Source organism: Aureimonas sp. CAS, from assembly GCF_059838215.1.
This window is the reverse complement of the sequence record NZ_CM187563.1, coordinates 1518873-1542926: the sequence shown is the minus strand read 5'-3', so window position 1 is coordinate 1542926 and position 24054 is coordinate 1518873. Positions and strand designations below refer to the sequence as shown.

The 24054-nt window shown below is 67.7% G+C and carries 21 protein-coding genes; 11 read left to right on the top strand and 10 right to left on the bottom strand.

The window, feature by feature from the left end; all coding sequences use genetic code 11:
- The first annotated feature begins 119 nt into the window (after positions 1-119).
- Positions 120-1118, top strand: coding sequence for a LacI family DNA-binding transcriptional regulator (locus tag AC6R2M_RS07515; RefSeq protein WP_500487011.1), 999 nt, complete (start codon positions 120-122; stop codon positions 1116-1118).
- A 19-nt stretch (positions 1119-1137) separates the two neighbouring features.
- Here AC6R2M_RS07515 and AC6R2M_RS07510 read toward each other — a convergent pair whose 3' ends face one another.
- Both AC6R2M_RS07510 and AC6R2M_RS07505 read right to left on the bottom strand, forming a co-directional pair.
- The gene (locus AC6R2M_RS07510; RefSeq protein ID WP_500487009.1) at positions 1138-2118 is read right to left on the bottom strand and encodes an alpha/beta hydrolase; all 981 of its coding nucleotides are present in this window, start codon (positions 2116-2118) and stop codon (positions 1138-1140) included.
- Positions 2119-2373: 255 nt separating this feature from the next.
- Complete coding sequence (locus AC6R2M_RS07505; protein ID WP_500487006.1) at positions 2374-3069, bottom strand: LssY C-terminal domain-containing protein; 696 nt, start codon at positions 3067-3069, stop codon at positions 2374-2376.
- Between the two features lie 88 nt (positions 3070-3157).
- On the opposite strand from AC6R2M_RS07505, the gene gpt reads away from it, so the two are divergent.
- The gene (gene gpt / locus AC6R2M_RS07500; RefSeq protein WP_500487004.1) at positions 3158-3652 is read left to right on the top strand and encodes a xanthine phosphoribosyltransferase; all 495 of its coding nucleotides are present in this window, start codon (positions 3158-3160) and stop codon (positions 3650-3652) included.
- A gap of 45 nt (positions 3653-3697) precedes the next feature.
- Here gpt and aroQ read toward each other — a convergent pair whose 3' ends face one another.
- Positions 3698-4147: a type II 3-dehydroquinate dehydratase gene (aroQ, locus tag AC6R2M_RS07495; RefSeq protein WP_500487003.1), complete on the bottom strand. Its 450-nt coding sequence runs from the start codon at positions 4145-4147 to the stop codon at positions 3698-3700.
- A gap of 527 nt (positions 4148-4674) precedes the next feature.
- On the opposite strand from aroQ, the gene AC6R2M_RS07490 reads away from it, so the two are divergent.
- Entirely contained in the window at positions 4675-8562 is a 3888-nt protein-coding gene (locus AC6R2M_RS07490; protein WP_500487530.1) for a vitamin B12-dependent ribonucleotide reductase, read from the top strand.
- Between the two features lie 56 nt (positions 8563-8618).
- Positions 8619-9149, top strand: a complete 531-nt coding sequence (locus tag AC6R2M_RS07485; protein WP_500487001.1) for a LysR substrate-binding domain-containing protein — start codon at positions 8619-8621, stop codon at positions 9147-9149.
- 18 nt (positions 9150-9167) lie between these two features.
- Here the strand turns inward: AC6R2M_RS07485 and AC6R2M_RS07480 are convergent, their stop codons facing one another.
- Positions 9168-10073, bottom strand: a complete 906-nt coding sequence (locus AC6R2M_RS07480) for a DMT family transporter (protein ID WP_500486999.1) — start codon at positions 10071-10073, stop codon at positions 9168-9170.
- Between the two features lie 169 nt (positions 10074-10242).
- Between AC6R2M_RS07480 and AC6R2M_RS07475 the strand changes: the two genes are divergently transcribed.
- Positions 10243-11103, top strand: a complete 861-nt coding sequence (locus tag AC6R2M_RS07475) for a helix-turn-helix domain-containing protein (RefSeq protein WP_500486997.1) — start codon at positions 10243-10245, stop codon at positions 11101-11103.
- 139 nt (positions 11104-11242) lie between these two features.
- Here the strand turns inward: AC6R2M_RS07475 and AC6R2M_RS07470 are convergent, their stop codons facing one another.
- Positions 11243-11800 (bottom strand): TetR/AcrR family transcriptional regulator, encoded by a 558-nt coding sequence (locus AC6R2M_RS07470; protein ID WP_500486995.1) that lies wholly within the window; start codon positions 11798-11800, stop codon positions 11243-11245.
- Positions 11801-11950: 150 nt separating this feature from the next.
- Between AC6R2M_RS07470 and AC6R2M_RS07465 the strand changes: the two genes are divergently transcribed.
- Positions 11951-12682: an SDR family oxidoreductase gene (locus AC6R2M_RS07465; RefSeq protein ID WP_500486993.1), complete on the top strand. Its 732-nt coding sequence runs from the start codon at positions 11951-11953 to the stop codon at positions 12680-12682.
- Between the two features lie 286 nt (positions 12683-12968).
- Here the strand turns inward: AC6R2M_RS07465 and AC6R2M_RS07460 are convergent, their stop codons facing one another.
- The 5 genes from AC6R2M_RS07460 to AC6R2M_RS07440 form a co-directional block, all read right to left on the bottom strand.
- On the bottom strand, positions 12969-14018 hold the full coding sequence (locus AC6R2M_RS07460; protein WP_500486991.1) for an alpha/beta hydrolase family protein: 1050 nt from the start codon (positions 14016-14018) through the stop codon (positions 12969-12971).
- A gap of 171 nt (positions 14019-14189) precedes the next feature.
- Positions 14190-15251 (bottom strand): helix-turn-helix domain-containing protein, encoded by a 1062-nt coding sequence (locus tag AC6R2M_RS07455; RefSeq protein WP_500486989.1) that lies wholly within the window; start codon positions 15249-15251, stop codon positions 14190-14192.
- Positions 15252-15571: 320 nt separating this feature from the next.
- Positions 15572-16039 carry a LysR substrate-binding domain-containing protein gene (locus AC6R2M_RS07450; protein WP_500487528.1) on the bottom strand — a complete coding sequence of 156 codons (468 nt, stop codon included), beginning with the start codon at positions 16037-16039 and terminating at the stop codon, positions 15572-15574.
- An 871-nt stretch (positions 16040-16910) separates the two neighbouring features.
- A complete protein-coding gene (locus tag AC6R2M_RS07445) occupies positions 16911-17705 on the bottom strand; it encodes an alpha/beta hydrolase (RefSeq protein ID WP_500486987.1) in 795 nt (264 codons plus the stop codon).
- Positions 17706-17779: 74 nt separating this feature from the next.
- Positions 17780-18523 carry an SDR family NAD(P)-dependent oxidoreductase gene (locus AC6R2M_RS07440; RefSeq protein ID WP_500487526.1) on the bottom strand — a complete coding sequence of 248 codons (744 nt, stop codon included), beginning with the start codon at positions 18521-18523 and terminating at the stop codon, positions 17780-17782.
- A 78-nt stretch (positions 18524-18601) separates the two neighbouring features.
- On the opposite strand from AC6R2M_RS07440, the gene AC6R2M_RS07435 reads away from it, so the two are divergent.
- The 5 genes from AC6R2M_RS07435 to kdpC all read left to right on the top strand — a co-directional run bounded on the left by AC6R2M_RS07435 (position 18602) and on the right by kdpC (position 23992).
- The gene (locus AC6R2M_RS07435; RefSeq protein WP_500486985.1) at positions 18602-19153 is read left to right on the top strand and encodes a TetR/AcrR family transcriptional regulator; all 552 of its coding nucleotides are present in this window, start codon (positions 18602-18604) and stop codon (positions 19151-19153) included.
- Positions 19154-19280: 127 nt separating this feature from the next.
- Positions 19281-19502: a K(+)-transporting ATPase subunit F gene (gene kdpF / locus AC6R2M_RS07430; RefSeq protein WP_500486983.1), complete on the top strand. Its 222-nt coding sequence runs from the start codon at positions 19281-19283 to the stop codon at positions 19500-19502.
- 28 nt (positions 19503-19530) lie between these two features.
- Entirely contained in the window at positions 19531-21240 is a 1710-nt protein-coding gene (gene kdpA / locus AC6R2M_RS07425; protein WP_500486981.1) for a potassium-transporting ATPase subunit KdpA, read from the top strand.
- 93 nt (positions 21241-21333) lie between these two features.
- A complete protein-coding gene (gene kdpB / locus AC6R2M_RS07420; protein ID WP_500486979.1) occupies positions 21334-23388 on the top strand; it encodes a potassium-transporting ATPase subunit KdpB in 2055 nt (684 codons plus the stop codon).
- A gap of 22 nt (positions 23389-23410) precedes the next feature.
- Positions 23411-23992, top strand: coding sequence for a potassium-transporting ATPase subunit KdpC (gene kdpC / locus AC6R2M_RS07415; protein WP_500486977.1), 582 nt, complete (start codon positions 23411-23413; stop codon positions 23990-23992).
- The last annotated feature ends 62 nt before the right edge of the window (positions 23993-24054 follow it).

Genomic DNA, 24054 nt, shown 5'->3' with positions numbered 1-24054 from the left:
GCCTCCTGACCGGATGCATCCGATGTAATCGTTTGCAGGCGGACGTTATCCGTGCACTCTTCCGTTTACAAGCCCCCTGCCAGTCGGCATGGTCGCGCGCCGCCGCGAGGAAGAGACGGGTGACGAAACCAGCGACCATTCAGGATATCGCGCGAGAGGCCGGGGTCTCGACCGCGACGGTGAGCCGGACGCTGTCCCATCCCGAGCGGGTGGCCGAGCCGACGCGCGCCGCCGTGATGGACGCCGTCCGCCGCACCGACTTCCGGATCAACCGGACGGCGCGCAATCTGCGGCGCCGACGCAGCGGCAGCGTCCTCGCGCTCGTCCCCAATCTGGCCAATCCCTTCTTCTCCGAGATCCTGTCCGGCCTTTCCGACGTGCTGGCGGAATCGGGCTCCGGCCTGCTCGTCGGCGACACGCAGATCGGCCCGGACCCGGCCACGCGCCTGAACGACTATCTCGTCGGCGGCATGGCGGACGGCGCCGTGATCTTCGACGGCCGGTTGCCGGAGAGCATGCCGTTGGACGGCGTGCGCACGCCGCTGGTTCTCGCCTGCGAATGGTCCGGCCGGCGCCTTCCGAGCGTGCGGGTGGACAATGAGGGCGGCGCGGTCCTGGCCGTCCGCCATCTGCTCGAACACGGGCACCGCGTGATCGGCCATGTCACGGGGCCGGCGGCGAACGTATTGACCCAAAGCCGCCTTTCGGGCGTGCGCCGCGCCCTGGCCGAGGCGGGTCTCGAACTGCGCGACGATCACGTCTTCGCCGGGGATTTCGGCCTTGCCTCCGGCGCGGCGGCGGCCGAGCGCTGGCTGGCGCTTGACGAGCGGCCGACGGCGGTCTTCTGCGCCTCCGACGAGATGGCCTGCGGCTTCATCGGGGGACTGCAGCATTCGGGCGTCGAGGTGCCGAAGGACGTCTCGGTCGTCGGCTTCGACGACATCGAGGTCAGCGCCCATCTGACGCCCGCACTCACGACGATCCGCCAGCCGCGCCGGGTGATCGGCGAGCGGGCCGCCCGAATCGTCCTCGACCTGATCGAAGAGGGCGATGCGTCGGCCGACGGCGAGGTGCTTCCGGTCGAGCTGATCCAGCGCTCCAGCGTCACCAGACTCTAAGCGCGTTCGGACACGCCTGTCAGGGCGCGTCCGGCAGATCCTCGACCCAGCGCACGATCGCGTCGACGACCGGCTCGGTCGTGGACGGCGAGAAGAAGTCCCCCGCCAGCATGTGCTGGAGGCGATCCTCGGCGTTCTCGACGAGGAGCACTTCGCTCGGGCCGCCCCACTCGCGGATCACCTCTTCCGTCGCGGTCGGATCGACCACCTCGTCGCGCGGCGAATAGACGAAGAGCGCGGGCGTGCGGATCGCCGAAACGTCGATGCCGCGCACCGCCTCGACCAGCGCGGCCATCGGCAGCAGCGCGCGCGAGGGGAAAACGGCGGTCTCGTTGCCGTTCGCGTCCGGCTCGGCGAGCGTCAGCTCCACCCCGTCGCCGACGAAGAGCGGCAGGACGCGCTCGGCGAAGGGCAGGCTGACGAGGCGCGCGCGCCAGTCCTGCAGGCGGAAGTTCGGGGAGACCATCACGAAGCCCGCGACGTCGTCGGTCAGCCCTTCCGAGGCCGCCCAGGCCGACAGGGTGCCGCCGGTGGAGGTAGAGATGACGATCACACGCTCGCCGAGCCGGCGACCGATCGCCAGGGCTTCGACGAAATCGTTCAGCCAGTCGTTGGCCGAGGGCTCCGCCAGCGCGGCGAAGTCCAGGCCGTGACCGGACAGGCGCGTCAGAAAGAGGTTGGCACCCAGGCGCTCGGCCACCTCGTCGGGCACGGGACGCAGCTCGCGCTTGTCGCCCGAATAGCCGTGCACATAGACGATGGAGAGCGGCGTGCGGGCGCGCGAGGCCGGGTAAGCCCAGACGATCTCCTTCGCCGTCTCCTCCGTCAGCCCGTCGATGGCCGCCTCCTGCGCCTCGACATAGGCCTGCGGGTCTCCGCCGATGGTGGCGGGGTCGAAGGAAACCGAGGGGTCGACGGTCAGGCGCGGGCCAAAGACCCAGGCGAGCGCACCGGCCACCAGAAGGACGACGAGAATGGCGAGGAGGATGCGGCGCTTCATTCCACAGTCTTAGGCGCCGCGTGCCGAAAGAGAAGGCATGTCAGCGCACGTCACCCCTGCGAAGCACATCTGCGAGCCGGCACCCCGTGGAGCCCTCATCCGCCTGCCGGCACCTTCTCCCCGAGGGGAGAAGGGCTCGGCGCCCAGAGCGCCGTGCGTCCGAACGGAGGCACAAAGGTCGCTCTATCTGCTTGATTCTACGCATCAGGCTTTCCGAAGATCGATTCCGATTTTCGGGCCGATGCTGTAGCGCCATCAGTTCTCCCCGAGAACCACGACTGTCGCCATGCCGTCGGTCCGGTAGAGGTCGCCCTCCCCGTTGCGGCCGTCCTGCGTCGCGCCGATGCCTTCGATCTCGTAGGTGCGCGTCACGAGACCCGTCGCGTCGAGATCCTCGACCAGCGCGTCGCGCGCCGCATCGATGTCGGGCGCGATCCGATGGGTGACGGCGCCGGTGTAATGGCTGAGAGAGACGCCGGCGTCGAAGGTGACGGCGCCGATCCAGAAGGGCTCGCCCTCCCGATCCAGGCGCCAGAGCCGGACGTGCTGTCGCTGGTCCGCGCTCGAACCGACCGGCTTCTCGAAGGCCAGATCCTCGCGGCGCCCCTCGTAATAGAGCGGCGAGACCGGCGCGTCCGGATCGGGCCGGTCGAAGACGACGCTGCCGACGATCCCGACGCTGGTCTCGAAGGTGATCGGGTCCGCCGGCCGCCAGTCGGCCCGGCCGAAGGCGTTCATCAGGCCCGCCGGGGCGGCCTCGATGCCGATGTTGAGGGGATCGCCCGGCCGGCCGTCGCCGGTTCGCGTCACCATCTCGCCGAAGGCGACGGGGTGCCGGTCGTCGTCCGTGCGCCAGAAGGCGGGAAGGAGGAGGTAGGCCGCGGCCGCATAGGCGGCGAGCGTGACGGTGAGGCCGAGCGCGAGGCGCCTTCGCCAGCTTCGCTTCGTCATCGGCCGTCCACCGCCCCCCCGCACCTCTTGCCGCTACCCTCGCCAGAAGCTATCGCAACCTTCAAGCCTTTCCAGAACGAGCCCGCCGATGTCCACCGCAGAGAAGTCCTTCCCCGTCTCCTGGGAGCAGTTCCACCGCGACGCCAAGGCCCTGGCCTGGCGGCTGAACGACCAGGGGCGCGAGTGGAAGGCGATCGTCTGCATCACGCGCGGCGGTCTGGTTCCGGCCGCCATCATCGCCCGCGAGATCGGCATCCGGCAGATCGAGACGGTCTGCATCGCCTCCTATCACGATTACGACAGGCAGGGTGAGCTGCAGGTCCTGAAGGAGATCACCCCGGCGCTGCGCGAGGAGGACGGCGAAGGCATCCTCATCGTCGACGATCTGACCGACACGGGCAAGACCGCCGCCCTCGTCCGCGCCATGCTGCCGAAGGCGCATTTCGCGACCGTCTATGCCAAGCCCAAGGGCCGGCCGCTGGTCGACACCTTCATCACGGAAGTCAGCCAGGACACCTGGATCTACTTCCCCTGGGATCTCGGCCTGTCCTTCCAGGCCCCGATCGGCAAGGGCAAGGGCTAAGCGCCCTCCCCCGACCCGAGACAGTGAGCCGGGCGCTCGCCCGGTTCAGTCGCGAGCGACCGACATAAGCGTCGCCACGCGCCTGAGCGCCAGCCGGTAGCCCTCCGTTCCGCAACCGGCGATCACCCCGTCCGCGCGAAGCGAGACGTAGGACCGGTGGCGGAAGCTCTCCCGCTTGTGGACGTTGGAGATGTGGACCTCGAAGACCGGCCCCTCGAAGGCGTGGAGCGCGTCAAGGATGGCGACCGAGGTGTGCGTGTAGGCGGCCGGGTTGATGACGATCGCCGCCGCCGCCTCCCTCGCCTCCTGAATCCAGGTGACGATCTCGCCCTCGTGATTCGACTGCAGGAAGCGGACGGACAGGCCGAGCTCGTCTCCGAGCGCGGCGCAGTCCCGTTCCACGTCGGCGAGCGTCTCGCTTCCGTAGATCTCCGGCTGGCGCTTTCCCAGAAGGTTCAGATTCGGACCGTTGAGGACGTAGACGAGCTGGGGCATCGGCGCTCTCGCTGAAGGCTTCTTCCATTCCGCCTTACAATATCGGCCTTTCCCAAGTGCGAAGGAACCGCGGCGGGTGCTCGAGCGCCGTTTGCTCCGTCGCGCCCTCGCTCAAAGCCGCGATCCGGCTCCGCGTGGCCCGCAAGCCTCACCCGCCGATTACCCCGTTATCCCCATAGTTCACGCCGGCCCGTTCACAGGCCGTCCTTTTATCCGCCCGGCCGGGCCGTTCACGGCTCCTTCACGTGGAGTGCCCTGCACGGCAGGCGTATCGTGACGCGGACGTCGAAGGGCCGGCTCGATTCGTTCTTGCGCGAGGCTGAATGCAAGAGGCCGGATGGGACGATCCACGAGTCTTTAAGACTCCATCAGGGATATTTTGGCACTATATCTAGTGTCAGTGGCGCCAAGCCGCCCCAGATGATGACAACGAAGCGTGATAGTGCAGCGGACCGGTCGGGGGATCTTCCGTTTTCGGCATGAAGTGCCGGCACTCCGCCATCCGAGGAAGGGACTGGACGATGGGCATGAAGATCGAGCGCCGCAACACGACCGCCGAAGGCGGTGCCTATGGCGGCGTCGAGTTCCGCAAGGCGACCAGCGAGATCCGCAACCCGGACGGCTCCGTCGTCTTCCGGCTCGCCGACATCGACGTCCCGGCCCAGTTCAGCCAGGTCGCGGCCGACATCCTCGCCCAGAAATATTTCCGCAAGGCCGGCGTGCCGGCGCGCCTGAAGCGTATCGAGGAGAACGACGTTCCCTCCTTCCTGTGGCGGTCGGTCGCCGACGAGGCGGCGCTGGAGGCCCTCCCCGAAGGCGAGCGCTACGGTTCGGAGACCGACGCGCGGCAGGTCTTCGACCGGCTCGCCGGCACCTGGACGTACTGGGGCTGGAAGGGCGGCTACTTCGCGTCCGAGGAGGACGCCGCGGCCTTCCGCGACGAGCTCGCCTTCATGCTGGCGACGCAGCGCGTCGCGCCGAACTCGCCGCAATGGTTCAACACGGGCCTGCACTGGGCCTACGGCATCGACGGCCCCGGCCAGGGCCATTTCTACGTCGACTACCGCACGGGCGAGCTGACCCGCTCGACCTCCTCCTACGAGCACCCGCAGCCGCACGCCTGCTTCATCCAGTCCGTGGCCGACGACCTCGTCAACGAGGGCGGCATCATGGATCTGTGGGTGCGCGAGGCGCGCCTGTTCAAATACGGCTCGGGCACGGGCTCCAACTTCTCCGCGCTCCGCGGCGAGGGCGAGAAGCTGTCGGGCGGCGGCAAGTCCTCCGGCCTGATGAGCTTCCTCAAAATCGGCGACCGCGCGGCGGGCGCCATCAAGTCGGGCGGCACGACGCGGCGCGCGGCCAAGATGGTGGTGGTGGACATCGACCATCCCGACATCGAGAACTACGTGATGTGGAAGGTGCGGGAGGAGGAGAAGGTCGCCGCGCTCGTGACCGGCTCCAAGACCGTCTCCAAGCACCTGAAGAGCATCCTGTCGGCCTGCGTGAACTGCGAGGGCTCGGGCGAGGACTGCTTCGATCCGAACCTGAACCCGGCGCTGAAGCGCGCGGTGAAGGACGCTAAGAAGGCGCAGGTGCCGGAGAACTACGTCAAGCGCGTCATCCAGTTCGCGCGGCAGGGCTACACCGACATCGACTTTCCGGTCTACAACACCGACTGGGACTCGGAGGCCTACCTGACGGTGGCCGGCCAGAACTCCAACAATTCGGTCCGCGTCACCGACGACTTCCTCCGGGCGGTCGAGGAGGACGGCACGCATGACCTGATCGCCCGCATCACCGGCAAGGTGACGAAGACGGTCAAGGCGCGCGAGCTGTGGGACCAGATCGGCTACGCCGCCTGGGCCTCCGCCGACCCCGGCATCCAGTTCCACACGACGATCAACGACTGGCACACCTGCGCGGCGGCCGGGGCGATCAACGCCTCGAACCCCTGCTCGGAGTACATGTTCCTCGACGACACGGCCTGCAATCTCGCGTCGCTGAACCTTCTGCAGTTCCGCGACGAGAAGGCGCGCTTCGACATCGAGAGCTTCGAGCACGCCACGCGTCTCTGGACGATCGTCCTCGAGATCTCGGTCCTGATGGCGCAGTTCCCGTCGAAGGAGATCGCCCAGCGTTCCTACGACTACCGCACCCTGGGGCTCGGCTTCGCCAATATCGGCGGCCTGCTGATGACCGCGGGCATCCCCTATTCCTCGGCGGAAGGGCGCGCGATCTGCGGTGCGATCTCGGCCATCATGACCGGCCAGTCCTACCGGACCTCGGCCGAGATGGCGGGCATCCTCGGCGCCTTCCCCGACTACGAGCGCAACGCCGAGGGCATGGCCCGCGTCATGCGCAACCATGCCCGCGCCGCGCAGGGCATCGCCAACGGCTACGAGCAGCTCTCGGTCGATCCGGTGCCGCTCGACCATGCGAACCTGAAGGACAAGCGCCTCTCGGCCCGCGCCAAGGCGGTCTGGCAGGAGGCGGTCGAGCTCGGCCAGAAGAACGGCTACCGCAACGCCCAGGTCTCCGTCATCGCGCCGACCGGCACGATCGGTCTCGTGATGGACTGCGACACGACCGGCATCGAGCCGGACTTCGCGCTGGTGAAGTTCAAGAAGCTCGCCGGCGGCGGCTACTTCAAGATCATCAACCGGGCCGTTCCGGAGGCGCTGCGCACGCTCGGCTATTCGGAGAGCCAGATCGCCGAGATGGAGGCCTATGCGGTCGGCCACGGCAATCTGAACCAGGCGCCGGCCATCAACCCCGGATCCCTGCGCGCCAAGGGCTTCGGCGATGAGCAGATCGAGGCCCTGAACGGGGCGCTCAAGAGCGCCTTCGACATCAAGTTCGCCTTCAACAAGTGGACGCTCGGAGAAGCCTTCGCCAAGGAGACGCTCGGCCTGACCGACGAGCAGCTCAACGACTTCTCCTTCGAGCTCCTGCCCTTCCTGGGCTTCTCCAAGGCCGACATCGAGGCCGCGAACGTCCATGTCTGCGGTGCGATGACGCTGGAGGGCGCGCCCTTCCTGAAAGACGAGCATCTTCCGGTCTTCGACTGCGCCACGCCCTGCGGGCGGATCGGCAAGCGCTCGCTTTCGGTGGAGAGCCATATCCGCATGATGGCGGCGTCCCAGCCCTTCATCTCGGGCGCCATCTCCAAGACGATCAACATGCCGAACGAGGCGACCGTCGAGGATTGCAACGCGGCCTACATGCTGTCCTGGAAGCTCGCGCTGAAGGCGAACGCGCTCTACCGCGACGGCTCCAAGCTCTCCCAGCCGCTGAACGCCTCCCTGGTGGACGACGGCGACGAGGACGAGGATCTGGTCGCGGAGGCGACCGAGGCGCTGATCGCGGCTCCGGCACCGGCCCGCGCGGCGGAGGTCGCCGAGCGGATCGTCGAGCGCATCGTGGAGCGCACGGTCGAGAAGGTGGTGCGCGACCGCGAGAAGCTGCCGAACCGGCGCAAGGGCTACACGCAGAAGGCCATCGTCGGCGGGCACAAGGTCTATCTGCGCACCGGCGAGTTCGACGACGGGCGTCTCGGCGAGATCTTCATCGACATGCACAAGGAGGGCGCCGCCTTCCGCGCGATGATGAACAATTTCGCGATCGCCATCTCGCTGGGCCTGCAGTTCGGCGTGCCGCTCGACGAGTATGTGGAGGCCTTCACCTTCACGCGCTTCGAGCCGGCCGGCATGGTGCAGGGCAACGAGGCGATCAAGAGCGCGACCTCGATCCTCGACTACGTGTTCCGCGAGCTGGCGGTTTCCTATCTCGACCGCCACGACCTCGCCCACGTCCAGCCCGAGGACATCACCGCCTCCACGGTCGGACGGGGCGTGGAGGGCGACAAGCCCGCGCCGCTGCCGATCTCGAGCGGCATGGTGCGCGGCCAGACGCAGAAGTTCCGCCTCGTCTCCTCCGCCGAGCCGCAGGGCTCGGCGGGCGGCCAGGCCACCCCGACGGGCGGAAAGGCGGCCTCCTCGGTCAAGCCGCCGGTGACGGCCTCGGCGCAGGCTCCGTCCGGCGCGCGCGCCGAGGCGAGCGGCGGGTCGACCATCGCGCTCGCCTCCTCGCGAGGCGCCCTGGCGCTGGCGACGGGCACCGCGACGGCCTTCAAGCGGGAGTACGAGAACGCACCCGTCTCCGAACCCGCGCCGACGGCCGACGTCTCGCCGGCGCAGGGCCTCTTCGACAGCCCCCTCGCCTTCCCGGCGTCGGAGCGCGAACGCCGCGAGGCGTCCGAGCCGAGCGCCCGGGCGGTGGCGGCGGAACGCCGGGCCGAGGCGATGATGAAGGGCTATACCGGCGACTCCTGCTCGGAATGCTCGAACTTCACCATGGTGCGCAACGGCACCTGTCTGAAGTGCGACACCTGCGGCTCGACCAGCGGCTGCAGCTGACCGCCGGGGATATTTGACGAGAATGTCCGAGGCACGGTGGTTTGCCTCAGGGCACTTTGAAGACGCCATCGCGGCACGGTAGGTTTGCCGAAGTTTCTCCGAGGCCCAAGCGGGCCTCGGAGCTCTGGCTGACGCAAGAAGCCGCAGGCGATCGCAGATCGGACCGTGATATCGTGCGGCCATGCCCGACGGCGTCCGACCATCGCCTCGTCGCGGGAGAGACGATCCCGCTCGTCGCCTTCGATGCGCCCTGTGCCTTCCAGCGCCGTGCGACCGAAGCGCTCGATGCGGCAGGCCTTCCCTGGCGCCCCGCCTTCGCGACGTCGAGCCTCCTCGGCGTCTGGGCGGCGGTGCGCGCCGGGCTCGGCATCACGCTGCGGACCGCCGACGCGATCCCGCCAAACCTTCGCGAGATGGGACGGTCGGAGATTGGCCTCCCCGATCCGGGATTGGTCGATCTCATTCTCCATCGCGCGCGAACGGCATCCGCCGCCGTCGATGCCTTTGCGGACCTGCTGCTCGATGCTTTGACGACGCCGGAGCGCACAGCCGGTCCTGACGGCTCGAAGACGGTCTTCCGAACCTGAACGTCCTGCTCGCCTACCCTACACCTTCGCTGCGGGAACCTGCCCCGTCGGGCGGCGGCGCCAGCGGGCGAAGACGAGGAGGTTGCCGACGAGGATCGACACGAGCCCGACGCCGGCCAGCGGCGTGACGCGGTAGCCTTCGGCGAAGATCGAGATCGTCAGCGCCACGACGGGGAAGAGGACGGTCATGTAGGCCGCCCGTTCGGGGCCGAGGCGATGGACGACGGTCAGATAGGCCGTGAAGCCGATCACCGATCCGGGGATCGCGAGGTAAAGGAGCGAGCCGACATAAAGGGGTGAGGGATCGAAACGGAACGGCACGCCCTGCGCCAGCGCCGCGAGCGAGATGATGCCGGCGCCGTAGAGCATCGCCCAGGCGTTCACCGAGGCGACCTCCAGCCCTTGGCGCTGGTTGCGGGCCGAGACGAGGTTGCCGGCCGAGAAGAACCATGTGCCGAGAAGTGCGAGACCGAGCCCGTAGGCCGTCTGCGTGCTGAACGCGGTGCCCGTCACCGTCTCGAAGAACAGGCAGCCGATCCCCGCGACGCCGAGCATCGCGCCGCCGAGCACGCGGGGCTCCGGTTTCCTGCGATGGAGGACGAAGGCGTTGCCCATGTTGAAGATCGTGGCCGCCGAGAACACCACGGAGACCAGCCCGCTCGGGACGAACCCCGTCGCCGTGTAGAAGCACAGGAAGTTGCACGAGAACAGGAAGACGCCCTGGAGGAGGACGAAGGGCTGCTGGCGCAGCGGGATCGGCTGGAGGCGCCGTGTCGCGGCGAGCGCGACGAACAGCACCAGCCCGGCCAGCGCGAAGCGGTAGGCGATCGAGGCTTCGACCGGGACGGAACCGAGCTGGTTCGCGATGGCGATCCAGGTCGTGCCCCAAATGAGGACGGTCAGCACATAGAGGAAGGCGGTCAAGGTTCTTGTCCTGCGGGCGTTCGGGCATCGGCAGGAAGCACGGTTTCGCGGGTCCGCGCTTCCACGATCCGGCGGCGCCATTGCACGATCTTGGGTTTTTGTCGGCAAGGCGTTGCGCCGGCTCGGGGCGCCGGGCATGGATGATCGCCCGCCCTCCCGATGGTCCCCGATGGAACAGCCTTCTCCCAGCGTCGCCGTCGCCCTCGCCTGCTCCGGGGCGGAGCTCCAACGGGCAGCGACGATCGGGCGCGGCCTTTCTCTGGCGGAATGGAGCAACCGCGACACGCGGACCCGCTACGACCGCCCCGGTCATCACACGCTGAGCCTCTATCTCGCGGGCGGCGAACGCGTGGTGCGCGAGGACCTTCGCCTGTCGGGCGGCGCGCCGGACAAGCTCTGCCTCCTGCCCGCCGGGCACGAGAGCCGCTGGCGGATCGGCGGCCCCTTGCGCCTCTTCCACCTCTACATCGAGCCCGAGACGCTCGCCTATCGCGCGTTGACGGCCTTCGACATCGACCCGCGGCGCGTCGACCTCTGCGACACGACCTTCACCGACGATCCGGCGATGGCCGCGATCGTGCGCGGCGCCGTCATGCCGCTCGACTGGACGGAGCCCGGCGAGCGGTCGGCGCTCGACGCGGCCTGCCATCTCCTTCTCCACCGGCTCCTGCGCCAGTATGTCGGCCCGAACGCCGCCGTTCGAGGCGGCCTGTCGCCTGCGACGCAGCGCCGGATCGCCGACCTGATCGAAGCGCATCTCGACGAACCGCTGACGCTCGACCGGCTGGCGGAGGAGGCGCGGCTCAGCACCTTCCACTTCGCCAAGATGTTCCGAATCAGCTTCGGCCTGCCGCCCCACCGCTACCTCGCCGCACGCCGGATCGAGCGTGCCAAGCGGCTGCTGAGATCGGGCGGATTGCGGCTCGCCGAGATCGCGCTCGCCTGCGGCTACGCCTCGCAGAGCCACTTTACGAAGAACTTCAAAGCGGCGACCGGGACGACGCCCGGTGAGTGGCGAGAGTTTCCGTGAAAGGACCTCTTGGCGGACCGCCCGGCATCTAACGATCCTTCAATGGCTTTGGAGGCTTCAAGCGTTCACTCGGAAGCGGCCATTCGAACGTTCGGAGAAAGTCTCTTCTCGGGAACGCGGCTTTGCCGATGCCAGCGCTTCAAGCAGGCGATCGTGCCGCCTCCAGGTAGGCGTTGCACATCAGGACGAGTTGCCCACGAACGGCCTGTTCTTCGTGCAGAGGCAGATTGCGCTCGAACACGTTGCGGACCGTGCCGAACACTGTGGAGAGCAGCGTCAGGTTGACGGTCGGCAGATCGGCAAAGGTGGCGTCGGATGCGGTTCGCAGCATCGCGGCGGTCGCGGCATCGACGCGGGAGGCGAAGGCTGCGATCAGCACCTCGTTGTCGATCTCCACGACGGAGCGATAAAGCGCGCGCGTTACTTCCGGCCGCTCTGTCTTGACGTGCCAGTAGGTGGTCACCAAAGCGTCGACCATCTGCGCGATGGCCGCGCCGTGCTGCGCGAGGCACGCCGCCTCTATCCTTGCCGCCAGCGTGTCGAGGTAGCGTTCGTTGAGCGCATAGAACAGCGCCTGCTTGTGCGGGAAATACTGATAGATGGTGCCAACCGAGACGCCCGCGCGCTGCGCGACCCGCGTGGTCGTCAGCCGGTGCGGTCCAGCGCTCACCAGAACCTGAATGGTCGCCTCGAACATGGCGTCCAGCGTCGCCGTCGCCCGTGCCTGACGCGGCGATTTCCGGGGGTTTAGGTGGAGCGGCCGCGCCGAAGCCATAAGCGAATCCTCAAACCGAACCATCCTTCATATCTTGGAGTGCCACCAGAACGAACCTCCAAGGACACCAACATGACCGACCTCAACCGCATCGCGCTTGTCACCGGCGCGAACAAGGGCATCGGACTGGAGATTGCCCGCCAACTCGCTCAGGCTGGCGTCGCCGTCATCATCGGCGCTCGCGACCCCGATCGTGCCGGCGCGGCAGTGGCCGGGTTGTCGGACGCCGGCCTGTCGGTCCGATCCGTCACCCTCGACCTCAACAATCTGCCGAGCATCGCTGCGGCGGCCGAGACGATCCGCGCCGAGCATGGCCGGCTCGATATTCTCGTCAACAACGCCGGCATCGTCGATGCCGAGGATGGCCCGCCGACAACGGGCGCACCGGAGGCAGCTCGGCGCATCATGGACGCCAACTTCGTCGGCACGCTGGCGGTCACGCAGGCGATGTTGCCGCTGCTGCGCCTGTCGTCGGCTGCCCGCATCGTGAACTTGTCCTCATCGCTCGGCTCGCTCGCGCTCAACGGCGATCCGGCGTCGCCCTACTATTCGGCCCGGCTGATCGGTTACAACGCCTCCAAGGCCGCGCTGAACATGCTGACCGTGCAGCTTGCCGAGGAACTGCGCGATACGCCGCACGTCATCAACTCGGTCAGCCCCGGCTATGTGAAGACTGACCTGACCGGGCACAACGGTTTCATGACGGCCGAGGAAGGCGCCAAGCTGCCGGTCGAATACGCGCTGCTCGGGGACGACGCCGTATCCGGCCGCTTCGTGGAGGCGAGCGGCGAGACGCCTTGGTAAGCTCGGGCTGATTGTTGGACAAGAGGTAAAGAGGCCATCCCGAAGCCAGCGGCAGACTGGTTCTGGGGAGGCTGCGCCATTCCCGCTCAACGATCGGATTTGTGAAAACTAGTTGCGGTCGCGAATGGCAGCTTATTACCAACCTCGTTCGGAAGCCGACCGTCGCCTTCCCACCCGTTCCGACCTCCTGGGACGGTGGGGCCCATTCGAGCATCGAATTCCGCTTACGACTGTATCGCTGGACGGAAATCCCGATAGCGTTGCGCAGTGAGGGTGCCGACGTTGCCTATCGAGCGGTGAGACCCAACCCGTCGCGGAACGCTGCTTCGACCGTGTCGACGAGGACGGCGTGGATCGCCGAGCGAGAAGTGCCCGTGCCGTCGGAGCAGATCGGATCCTCGATCTCCGCCTGCAACGCAGCTTGCTCGGCACCGGTCTTGCAGACCCCGAACATGCTGAAGTGGCTCGCGTCCTCGATGACCGAATAGCCGGCGCCCGGAATGGCGGCGGCGATCGTCGATGCGTCGGCGGTCGCCGGGATCGCGTCCAGCCGGCCGAGGTTTACGAGTTCGACCGGAGTGCCGATCGTCGGAAGCGAGGCGGGGTCGAAGACATCGACCGGCGCCGGATCGATCGCCATGGCGAAGCGGATGCGTTCGTCGCGGCGATTCCTATCGGCGCCCTCCATGTTCAGGGCGTGGAGATCGACGCCGCTCTGGCGCATCCACCCGCAAAGGGAGGGATTGCGGGCCGGCACGTCGCAATAGGTCGCCAGGCGCTCTGGATCGAAGCGGGCGCCGGCCACCGCCAGCGCCGTGCCGCCGCCCATTGAAAGTCCGAGAACGCCGACGGCCTCCGGGCGCAGATGGGGTACAAAGCGACGGTCCACCGCCACGGCGTCGAGCGTGCGGGACATGTCGGACGCGCGAAGCCAGAGCTTCATGGTCTCGGCGGCCGATCGGTTCGGGCCGCCGCTGCCCGGATGGGTCGGGGCCGCGACGACGAAGCCGCGCTCAACCAGGGGAGCAGCCATCCAGCTCATCGCCTCAGCCTGCCCGGCGAGACCGGCACCGTGCGATAGAAGGACGAGCGGAAACCGGCCGTCCGCGATCGGCGCATCGAGTTCGGCAGACGTGCCCACGAAGAACGGGCTCTCGCCCAGCACCACTGTCTCGCCCTTGGAAGCGGCCGGGTACCACACGGTGATCGCAAAGGGCCGCTCCTTGGGCGATGACGGGACCTCGATTCGAGCAACGCCGATCTCCGCGGATGCGGGGACCGCGAAGGTGAGACCCGAACCGAAGAACCCCAGAGCCTGCGCAAGACACCGGACCAACTTTCCGACCTTCATCATTTTCCTCCGAACCGGCATGATCACCGCACGGCCCGTTCGCCTGCCGATGGGCCTCGGTTGGATCGATGAAGGGTCGAGCGAGGCGGCGCGCCTTCGAACGCGTTGTCGGACGTCCCAGATCGCGATCGAGGACCACCCCGTATTCCGACCCGATCAGACGTCGAAGCTGCCGTCCGAAGAAGTAACGGACGGTCCATTGGAGGCACGCCGGTAGGCGCTCGGCGTCGTCCCGGTCACCCTCTGGAACTCGCGGTTGAAGTTCGACTTCGTGCCGAATCCGGCCTCCAGCATGATCCGGGTGATCGGCTCTGTCGTCTCGCGCAGAAGTCGGCAGACCCGTTCGACGCGGTGGCCGTTGACGTATTGCGAGACGCTCATGCCATGCGTCCGGTTGATCGCCGTGGACACCTCGCGAGCCGGGCGACCGAGCTTGTGGGCGATCCTGTCGAGGTTCAGGTCGATGTCCCGGTAGAGCTCACGCTCCCGCATCAGATCCTCGACGAGCGTGGCGGTGGCGAGATCGTCGTCCGTGGCGACGTTCGTCGAAGCGGGGTCTTCTTCCCGGTCCGCATCAGTTCTCGATGCGACACCGCTACCGGCGACGGAGGCCGCCGCGCCGAGAACGAAAAGAGCGAGGACGTTGCCGACGGCAACCACGAGCCCGGCGTGCTCACCGCCTCCCCAAGCGACATCGAGACCGATCAGGATGTCGGTCACGGCTGAGGCGAGCAGCGCGATGCCGGTGATCTGCATGGCGCGGTGAGAGCGCACGGCCCCGTCGAGGCGGGAGGCGATGAGCGCGTCGGGGCCGCTCCGGGCCGTCCATAGGAGTGCGACCCCATAGGTCGCGAAGACGGCGATGATGACGGCGCCGACCGGATCGGGCCACAGGTTCGTCAAGACGACGACCGCCGTTGCCGGCAGCAGATGCGGCCAGAGGGTCGCGACCGTCGTCGGCTCTTCTCTCGTCAGGCTTCGAAAGCTCAGCCACCCGAGTGGCGGGATCAACGTCGCCACGCTCGCCATCAGAGGCACGATGCCGCGCCAGTCGTAACCCCAGCGCAGACCGACGAGGATGGACTGCAAGGCGGAGACCGCGATCAGCGCGACGAAGAGCGGGTTGGTCCTAACCCCCTCCCCGTCGCGTCGGAGAGCCTGGGCGAGAACGGTGAGGAGGAAGAGCGCAAGGACGAAGGGGAGCGGAACGAAGATCATGGGTGGTCGGATCGGGCCAGGCGGACGGAGCTTCGTCCTTGCCCTCGATCGTGTTCGGGATCGACCTCTATCGTGTTCGAGGTCGCAGAATGACGGCGCCCACCCATCGGCGATTCTCATTGGTCGCGGACCGCTATGGGCATATGGTCGCGCGATAGGTCGCCGCAACGCGAAAACGGAGCTTCGGGATGTTCGACTCACCGGCATCGTTTTGGTCGCGCTGGGCCTGCGCTTGGTGCTCGGAGGCGACGCGAGACCGGTTCGCACCTAAGCGCTCGGTCGACTAACGCAGCTTTGCTTGGTTCCGCCCCTGTCTCTACTTAGGTCCGGCGCTCCGAGAGCTGTACCGCCGTGGCCTCGCCTTCGATCCAGGTCCGGAACGCCTGCCGCCGTCGCCCCGTATCGCGACCGGACACGGCGAGAACATGGAACGGCGCCATCGCGAGCGGACGCTCGGGAAAGAGCTGGACCAGACGTCCCGCGCCGACATCCGCCTCGACCAGCGCGCTCGGCCCCATGGCGATCCCCACACCGTCGATCGCCGCCTGGAGCGAGTGATACAGCGGCTCGAATCGCAATTGCTTCACGCCCCGCAGATCGACATCGCCCGCCAGCTTGAGCCAGTCCGGCCAAAGATAGGGCACGGATCCGGCATGAAGGAGCGTGTGCACGTCGAGATCGCGGATCGTCTCGACCGGTCGGCGCGCGAGAAGCGCTGGACTCGCCACTGGAACGCACGTCTCTTTCAGGAAGGGTGCGCTGTCGGTGCCGATCGCGCCGCGGCGGATCGCGATGTCGAACGGATCCGCGAGAACTCATAAAATATGTCTTTATAGCGTTTTTGCCGCCTCGAGCGAGATGCGGTGACGCGCGAGACATGGGCGCCAGAGTTCGGACCTAACCTGGAAGTAACAGGGACTTAGATGGAACGGGGTGGGCAGCTTACTTTGCTGTCTACCCCGATTTCGTATCCTCAGCATTCCCGATCGGCCTTACCGGCGTCGAAGGCCAGGCGGACCTGCCCGGTTTCGATGGCCGGATGCTTCCGGTTGGTAGATGCGAGACGTGCTTTCCATTCTCGCTCGATGCCTTTGGCGGGCACCGCCGAACCTATGGTCGCCCTCGTCGGGAACCGCCTTTCGGCAGTCAGGGCGACGGAGGCAGGTGGTTTCGTCGCAATCGTCATAGGAAGGAAATGAGGATCGCGAGAAGGATCTTTCTTCCGCCGAAGCGCGGCACCTCTCCAAGGTTCGGCGAGCCCGCGTCATCGATATGGCATGGATCATCGCCTGCTTTGGCCAACCTCGCGAACCGGAGGCCGGCGAACGGTCCCTCCGGTAACCCGCATAAGACGTACACGTTGTTCCGGCAGGCAATCGGAAGCGGGCATTCGAGGCTCGCATTCCCTTGGTCTACCCGACGACGACGATCCGCCTATTCAGCTTCCGAGCCCGTGAACGACAGCTTCGCTGGTGGCAGGCTGACTGAGGCAGGTGCATCGCGACCCCGCCCCCGATCGGTTGGCATGGGTCGGTCTTCTCGGCCTGCGGCAGCCGTCAGCTGCAACAAAAGGCTCGTGGCGCGGACGAAGAGCGGTCCCGATGGAAGCGATCCGACGGGCGTCTGTCCCGGCGGCGCGCTCGTCGGCTGTGACCTCCGTCACATCCCGGCGTTGACGGCCTCGAGAATGACGTCGGCCGTTTCCTGCGGATGCGACATGTAGACCATGTGGCTCGACCTGATCTCCTTCACCTTCGTCGAGGTGCGGTCATACATCCAGCGCAGGAAGTCGGGGGAGAGAACCTTGTCCTCCGTCGTCACGATGCCGAACGACGGCTTGTCGTGCCATGCGGCGTTCTCGAACCGCATCTGGAACGTGTCCACCCTCATCGGCTTGGCCGACGCCGCCATGAAGTCGGTGACGTCGACGGGAAGGTCGGCGCCGATCATGTCGTGATAGCTCGATCGGTTGGGAACGAACCTCTCGTCGTCGAGCATCCTCGAATCGATGCCCATCGGAAAGCGGCTGCTGATCTCGGCCAGGCTCTCGCCCCTGTCGGGTTGGAGGGCGGCGACGTACACCAGGGCCGTCACGTTGGGCGCGACTCCGGCCTCGGTGATGACGGCGCCGCCGTAGCTGTGGCCGACCAGAACGGTCGGGCCGTCCGACGAGGAGGCGGCCAGCTTCACCGCCGCGATGTCGTCCTGAAGGCTGGTATGCGGCAACTGAGCGATGGTGACCGTCAGACCCTTCGATCGCAGGATTTCGAAGACATCCTTCCATCCCGAGCCATCCGTCGTGCCGCCATGCACCAGCACGACGTGGCTCGCCGGTGCCGAGGCGGATGCGACGACCGCGTTCGGCGCTCCGGCGTCGGTGGATCCCGAGGCAAAGGCAGGTGCCGCGACCGACAGGGCCAGCAGCGCGGCAACCATGGTTCTCTTCATCAGCATCGTATGTCCTTCCTGAAATGGGGGAGCGCATCGAGCGTCGCTCCCTCCGCGTCCTGATGTCCGGCGCCCGCCCGTCAGACCGCCGCGACCCCGCCATCGACGAAGAGCTCGTGGCCCGCGACGAAGCTGCTTTCGCTCGACGCGAGGTACAGCACGGCCGCCGCGACCTCTTCTAGATGCCCCAGGCGCCCGAGCGGAACGCCTCTGACGACCTCCTCCTCGGCCCCCGGAGCGGCGTCGAAGTATCCGCGCATCAGCCGGGTCTCGGTCGCCCCGGGCGAGACGACGTTCACGCGGATGCCGCGGTCCTTCAGCTCGATGGTCCAGCTTCGCGCGAAAGAGCGGACCGCGGCCTTGCTGGCGTTGTAGAGCGACTGTCCGGGATAGGCCTTCGATCCCGCGATCGAGCCGTTGAGGACGATGGCGCCCCCTTGCGGCATCAGGGGCAGCGCCTTCTGCACGGTGAAGAGCAGGCCCTTCACGTTGAGGCCGAACGTCGCGTCGAAATGCGCTTCCTCGATCGCCTTGAGCGGGACGGGCTGGTGAATGCCCGCGTTCGCGAAGACGACGTCGACCCTGTCGTGGTCACGCCCGACGCGCTCGTAGAGCGACGCGAGGTCTGCAAGGTTCGCGGCGTCGCCCCGCACGCCGACGGCGCCGTGTCCGATCCGGTCGACCGCCTCGTCGAGCAGATCCGGCCGCCGTCCGGTGATGTAGACGCGCGCGCCTTCCTGCGCGAAGCGCCGGGCGGACGCCAAACCGATCCCGTCGCTTCCGCCTGTGACCACCACGACCTTGTCTTCGAACCGCTTTGCCATCATATCATCCCAACAAGTGGACTGCTTCTCCACTTACGATATGGAGACATTCTCCACTTTGCAAGCCGAGGAGGAAGCATGAGCGAAAACGGGCTGCGCGCCGATGCGGAACGGAACCGCCGACGCATCCTCGTCGCGGCGGAGGAGCTCTTCCTCGAACGGGGAGCGGGCGTATCGCTCGACGAGGTGGCCAAGCGGGCCAAGGTCGGGGCCGGCACGCTCTACCGCCGTTTCCCGACGCGGGAAGCGCTTCTTGCGGCCACCAGCGACGAGCGCTTCATGTCGGTCGCGGACGCGAGCCGCGGGCGGGATGTGGATCATGCGCCCGAGGAAGCGCTACGCCGCTTCCTCGCAGAGCTTGCGCTGAACACGAGCGTCTACCAAAGCCTCGCCGCTTCGCTCGGCACCGTCATCCAGCACGGAACGCCCGGCTGCAACGCCATCACCGAGGAAGGGCATCGCCTTCTTCGACGCGCGAAGGAGGCCGGCGTCGTGCGCGAAGACGCCAGCTTCGACGACGTGATCTGCGTGGTGAGCGCGATCTCCATCGCGGTCGAGAAGGACAGCGCACCGGCACCCCGCGTCGACCATCTGGTGGACCTGCTTTTCAACGGCATGCGCGTGCGCTGAAAGACTAGATGACGCCGCGGTCCGCGGCAGCGGGTGGCGTGCGCGTCCGCGGTCCGGGGAGCGGTGCCAGCGCCTAAACGCGGTCGCGACGCCTCTCCGGCCGCCTCGAAATTCGTATGGCGCCTTTATGCCGGTCGGGTCCACTTGGCGGGCGATCCCGAAAGGAGGGCTCGCTCGTGTTCGATCTTCTCTACCTGGCCACGGGGCTGGGGTTCTTCGCATTGATGGGCGCCTATGCGCGCTGGGCCGGGCGGGCCTGACGATGTTCGACCTCGTCCTCGGCGGCGCCGTCGCGTGTCTCCTCGCCGGCTATCTGGTCTTCGCCCTCGTGCGCCCAGAGCGGTTCTGAACCCTTTTCCCACCGAAAGGCAGGTGCCATGTCCGTCGTCGGCTGGCTGCAAATCCTCGTCATCCTCGCGGCCGTCGTCGCGTTCGCCGTGCCGCTCGGCGCCTTCCTCTCGAAGGTGTTCTCGGGCGAGCGCCACGTCCTCTCGCCCGTGCTCGGCCCCGTCGAGCTGGGTTTTCACCGCCTCGCGGGCGTCGATCCCGCCAAGGAGCAGGGCTGGCTCGGCTATACGCTGGCCATGCTCGCCTTCAACGCGGGCGGCTTCCTGCTTCTCTATCTGCTTCTGAGGTTCCAGGGCGCGCTGCCGCTGAACCCGCAAGGGTTCGCGGGTCTCGAACCCGATCTCGCCTTCAACACGGCCGTCTCCTTCGTGACCAACACGAACTGGCAGGCCTATGGCGGCGAGACGACGATGAGCCATCTCAGCCAGATGGCCGGGCTGACGGTCCAGAACTTTCTGTCGGCCGCCACCGGCATCGCGCTCGCCGTGGCGCTCGTGCGCGCTTTCGCGCGCTCCGGGGCGCAGACCGTCGGCAACTTCTTCACCGACGTCACGCGGGCGACCCTCTACGTCCTCCTGCCGCTCGCGGTCGTCACGGGTCTCGCGCAGGTCGCGATGGGGACGCCGCAGACGCTCGAGGCCTCGGCCACGGTCCAGACGCTGGAAGGCGGCGAGCAGAGGCTGGCGCTCGGTCCGGTCGCCTCGCAGATCGCCATCAAGCAGATCGGCACGAATGGCGGCGGCTTCTTCAACGTCAACGCGGCGCACCCCTACGAGAACCCCTCGCCGCTCTCGAACGCGCTGACCGTCTGGCAGATGCTGGTGGTCTCGGTCGCGCTCGTCTTCGCCTTCGGGCGCCTGATCGGCGACCGGCGGCAGGCCGTGGCGATCCTCTCGGTGATGGGGCTCCTGCTCGTAACGGGCATCGGCGTCGCCTATTGGGCGGAAGCGGCGGGCACCCCCGTCCTCGCCTCGGCGGGGATCGATCCCGCCGGCGGCAACATGGAGGGCAAGGAAGTCCGCTTCGGCCTCGCCGCCTCCGCCCTGTTCGCGGCCGTCACCACGGGCCTGTCGGACGGCGCGGTCAATTCGATGCACGGCTCCTTCACGCCGATCGGCGGGATGGTGCCGATGGTGCTCATCATGCTCGGCGAAGTGCTGCCGGGCGGCGTCGGCGCCGGCCTCTACGGCATGCTCGTCATCGCCATCGTCACGGTCTTCGTCGCGGGGCTGATGGTCGGGCGCACGCCCGAATATCTCGGCAAGAAGATCGAGGCCAAGGAGATGAAGATGGCGATTCTCGCGATCCTCGTCCTGCCCGCGGCGATCCTCGGCTTCTCGTCCGTCTCCGCCGTTCTGCCGGCGGCGCTGTCGGGGCTCGGAAACGCCGGGCCGCACGGCTTAAGCGAAATCTACTACGCCTACGCCTCGGCGGCGGGGAACAACGGCTCGGCCTTCGGCGGCCTGTCGGCCGACTCGCCCTGGTGGAACACGACGCTCGGCCTCGCCATGCTGCTCGGCCGCTTCGCCTACATCGTGCCGATGATGGCGATCGCCGGCTCGCTCGTCGCCAAGACCAAGCTGGCGCCGTCGGCGGGCACCTTCCCGACGCACGGACCGCTCTTCGTCGGTCTCCTCGCCGGCATCATCCTGATCCTCGGCGGGCTTCAGTTCTTCCCCGCGCTCGCCCTCGGCCCGATCGCCGAACAGGTGCAGATGCTCTCGGGCAAGACCTTCTGACGACCCGGAGGCGGCCCCATGCGCGGGCCGCCTCTCCAACCCGTCTCCATTTCCCGTCGGTCCCATGCGTATCTGACCACAAGGACACACTCCATGGCTGCCAAGGCCACACACTCTACCATCCGGCCCGACCTCGTCGGCCGGGCTTCGGTCGACGCCTTCAAGAAGCTGAACCCCGCCACCCTCCTGCGCAACCCGGTGATCTTCGTCACCGAGATCGTCGCCCTGGTCGTCACCATCCTGTTCGTGCGCGACGTCCTCGCGGGCAACCCGCTCCTCTTCACCGGCCAGATCATGGCCTGGCTCTGGTTCACCGTCCTCTTCGCCAACTTCGCGGAAGCCATCGCAGAAGGGCGAGGCCGGGCGCAGGCCGACAGCCTTCGACAGGCCCGCACCGACACGGTCGCCAGGCGCTTGGCCTCGCCGAGGGACCGCAGCGCCGTGCAGTCGGTCTCGGCGCTCGACCTGAAGGTGGGCGACCATGTGCTGGTCGAGACGGGGGACCTCATTCCGGGTGACGGCGAGATCGTCGAGGGCATCGCGTCCGTCAACGAGGCGGCGGTGACGGGTGAATCCGCGCCGGTCATCCGCGAGGCGGGCGGCGACCGCTCGGCCGTCACCGGCGGCACCACCGTCGTCTCCGACTGGCTTGTGGTCCGCATCACCGCCGCGCCCGGCTCCTCCTTCCTCGACCGGATGATCGCGCTGGTGGAAGGCGCCGAGCGGCAGAAGACGCCGAACGAGCTCGCGCTGACGATCCTCCTCGTCGGCATGACGCTGATCTTCCTGATCGCCGTCGTCACGCTGACGGGCTTGTCGGCCCATGCCGGCGCGGCGGTCTCGGTGCCGATCCTGATCGCGCTTCTCGTCACCCTCATCCCGACGACCATCGGCGGCCTCCTGTCGGCGATCGGCATCGCCGGCATGGACCGGCTGATCCGGCACAACGTCCTCGCCATGTCCGGCAAGGCCGTCGAGGCGTCGGGCGACGTCGACACGCTCCTCCTCGACAAGACGGGCACGATCACCTTCGGCAACCGCATGGCCTCGGAGTTCGTCGCCGTGCAGGGCGTCACCGAAATCGAGGTCGCTGACATCGCCGTCGAGGCCTCGCTCGCCGACGAGACCGCCGAGGGCCGCTCCATCCTGACGCTCGCGCGCGAGCGCTACGGCATCGCCGTGCCCGATGCCCCGCGGGAGGGCTCGACCTTCATTCCATTCTCCGCCGTCACCCGCCTGTCGGGTGTCGATTTCGGCGACACGCGCATCCGTAAAGGCGCCATCGAAGCCGTCCGCCGCTTCGTGCGCGAGACGGCAGGCCGCGACGTGCCCGAGCCCTCCGCCTTCACCGCGGCGGTGGAGCGCATCGCCAAGAGCGGCGGCACGCCGCTCGGCCTTGCCGAGAACGGCCGTTTCATCGGCGTGATCCATCTGAAGGACGTCGTGAAGCCCGACATCAAGGAGCGCTTCGCGGAACTGCGGCGCATGGGCATCCGCACGGTCATGGTGACGGGCGACAACCCGGTCACCGCCGCGGCGATCGCCTCGGAAGCCGGCGTCGACGACTTCATTGCCGAGGCCACCCCGCAAGACAAGCTGAACTACATCCGCAACGAGCAGCGCCAGGGTCGCCTCGTCGCCATGTGCGGCGACGGCACCAACGACGCGCCCGCGCTCGCGCAGGCCGATGTGGGCGTGGCCATGCAGACCGGCACGCAGGCCGCGCGCGAGGCCGGCAACATGGTGGACCTCGACTCCGACCCGACCAAGCTCATCGAGATCGTCGGCATCGGCAAGCAGCTCTTGATGACGCGCGGCAGCCTGACGACCTTCTCGATCGCCAACGACGTCGCGAAGTACTTCGCGATCATCCCGGCGCTGTTCATCGCCGCGATCCCGGAACTCGGCGTCCTGAACGTCATGGGCCTGTCGACGCCGGAAAGCGCGATCCTCTCGGCCGTCATCTTCAACGCGCTGGTGATCGTGGCGCTGATCCCGCTGGCGCTGCGCGGCGTGCCCTATCGCGCGCTCGACGCCGCGACGGTCCTGCGCCGCAACCTCCTGATCTACGGCCTCGGCGGCATCCTCGTGCCGTTCCTCGGCATCAAGCTGATCGACGTCGCGGTCTCCGCGCTCGGCCTCGCCTGACCCCTTCCCAAGGACGACCCCCATGCTCTCGCAACTGCGGCCCGCCGCAACGCTTCTCGGTCTCTTCACCCTTCTCCTCGGGCTCGCCTATCCGCTGGCCATGACCGCCATCGCCGGCCTCGCCTTCCCCGTCCAGGCGTCGGGCAGCCTCGTCATCCGGGACGGGACCGCGATCGGCTCCATCGTGGTCGGCCAGTCCTTCTCGGGAAGCGGCTATCTCCAGCCGCGCCCTTCGGCGGCCGGTGACGGCTACGACGCCTCGGCCTCGTCCGGCACCAATCTCGGACCGACGAGCGCCGAACTCGCCGAACGGCTGAAGGCGGACGGCGAGGCGATGAGCCGGGCCGCCGGCGCAAGCCTCCTTCCGGCGGATGCGATCACCACCTCCGGCAGCGGCCTCGACCCGCACGTCTCGCCGGCCTTCGCCGCGCTCCAGGTGCCCCGCATCGCCGAGGCGCGCGGCGTCCCGGCCGAGGAGGTGCGCCGCGTGATCACCGAGAACACCGCCGGCCGCACCTTCGGAATCCTCGGGGAGCCGCGGGTCTCGGTCCTCGGTGTGAATCTCGGCCTCGACGCGCTGGCGCCCAACCCTTCGGGGAGCTGACGCGATGGGCCGTTCGGCCTCGGGCATCCCGTGGCCGAGGGCCTCGAAAAGGCGGTAGAAGA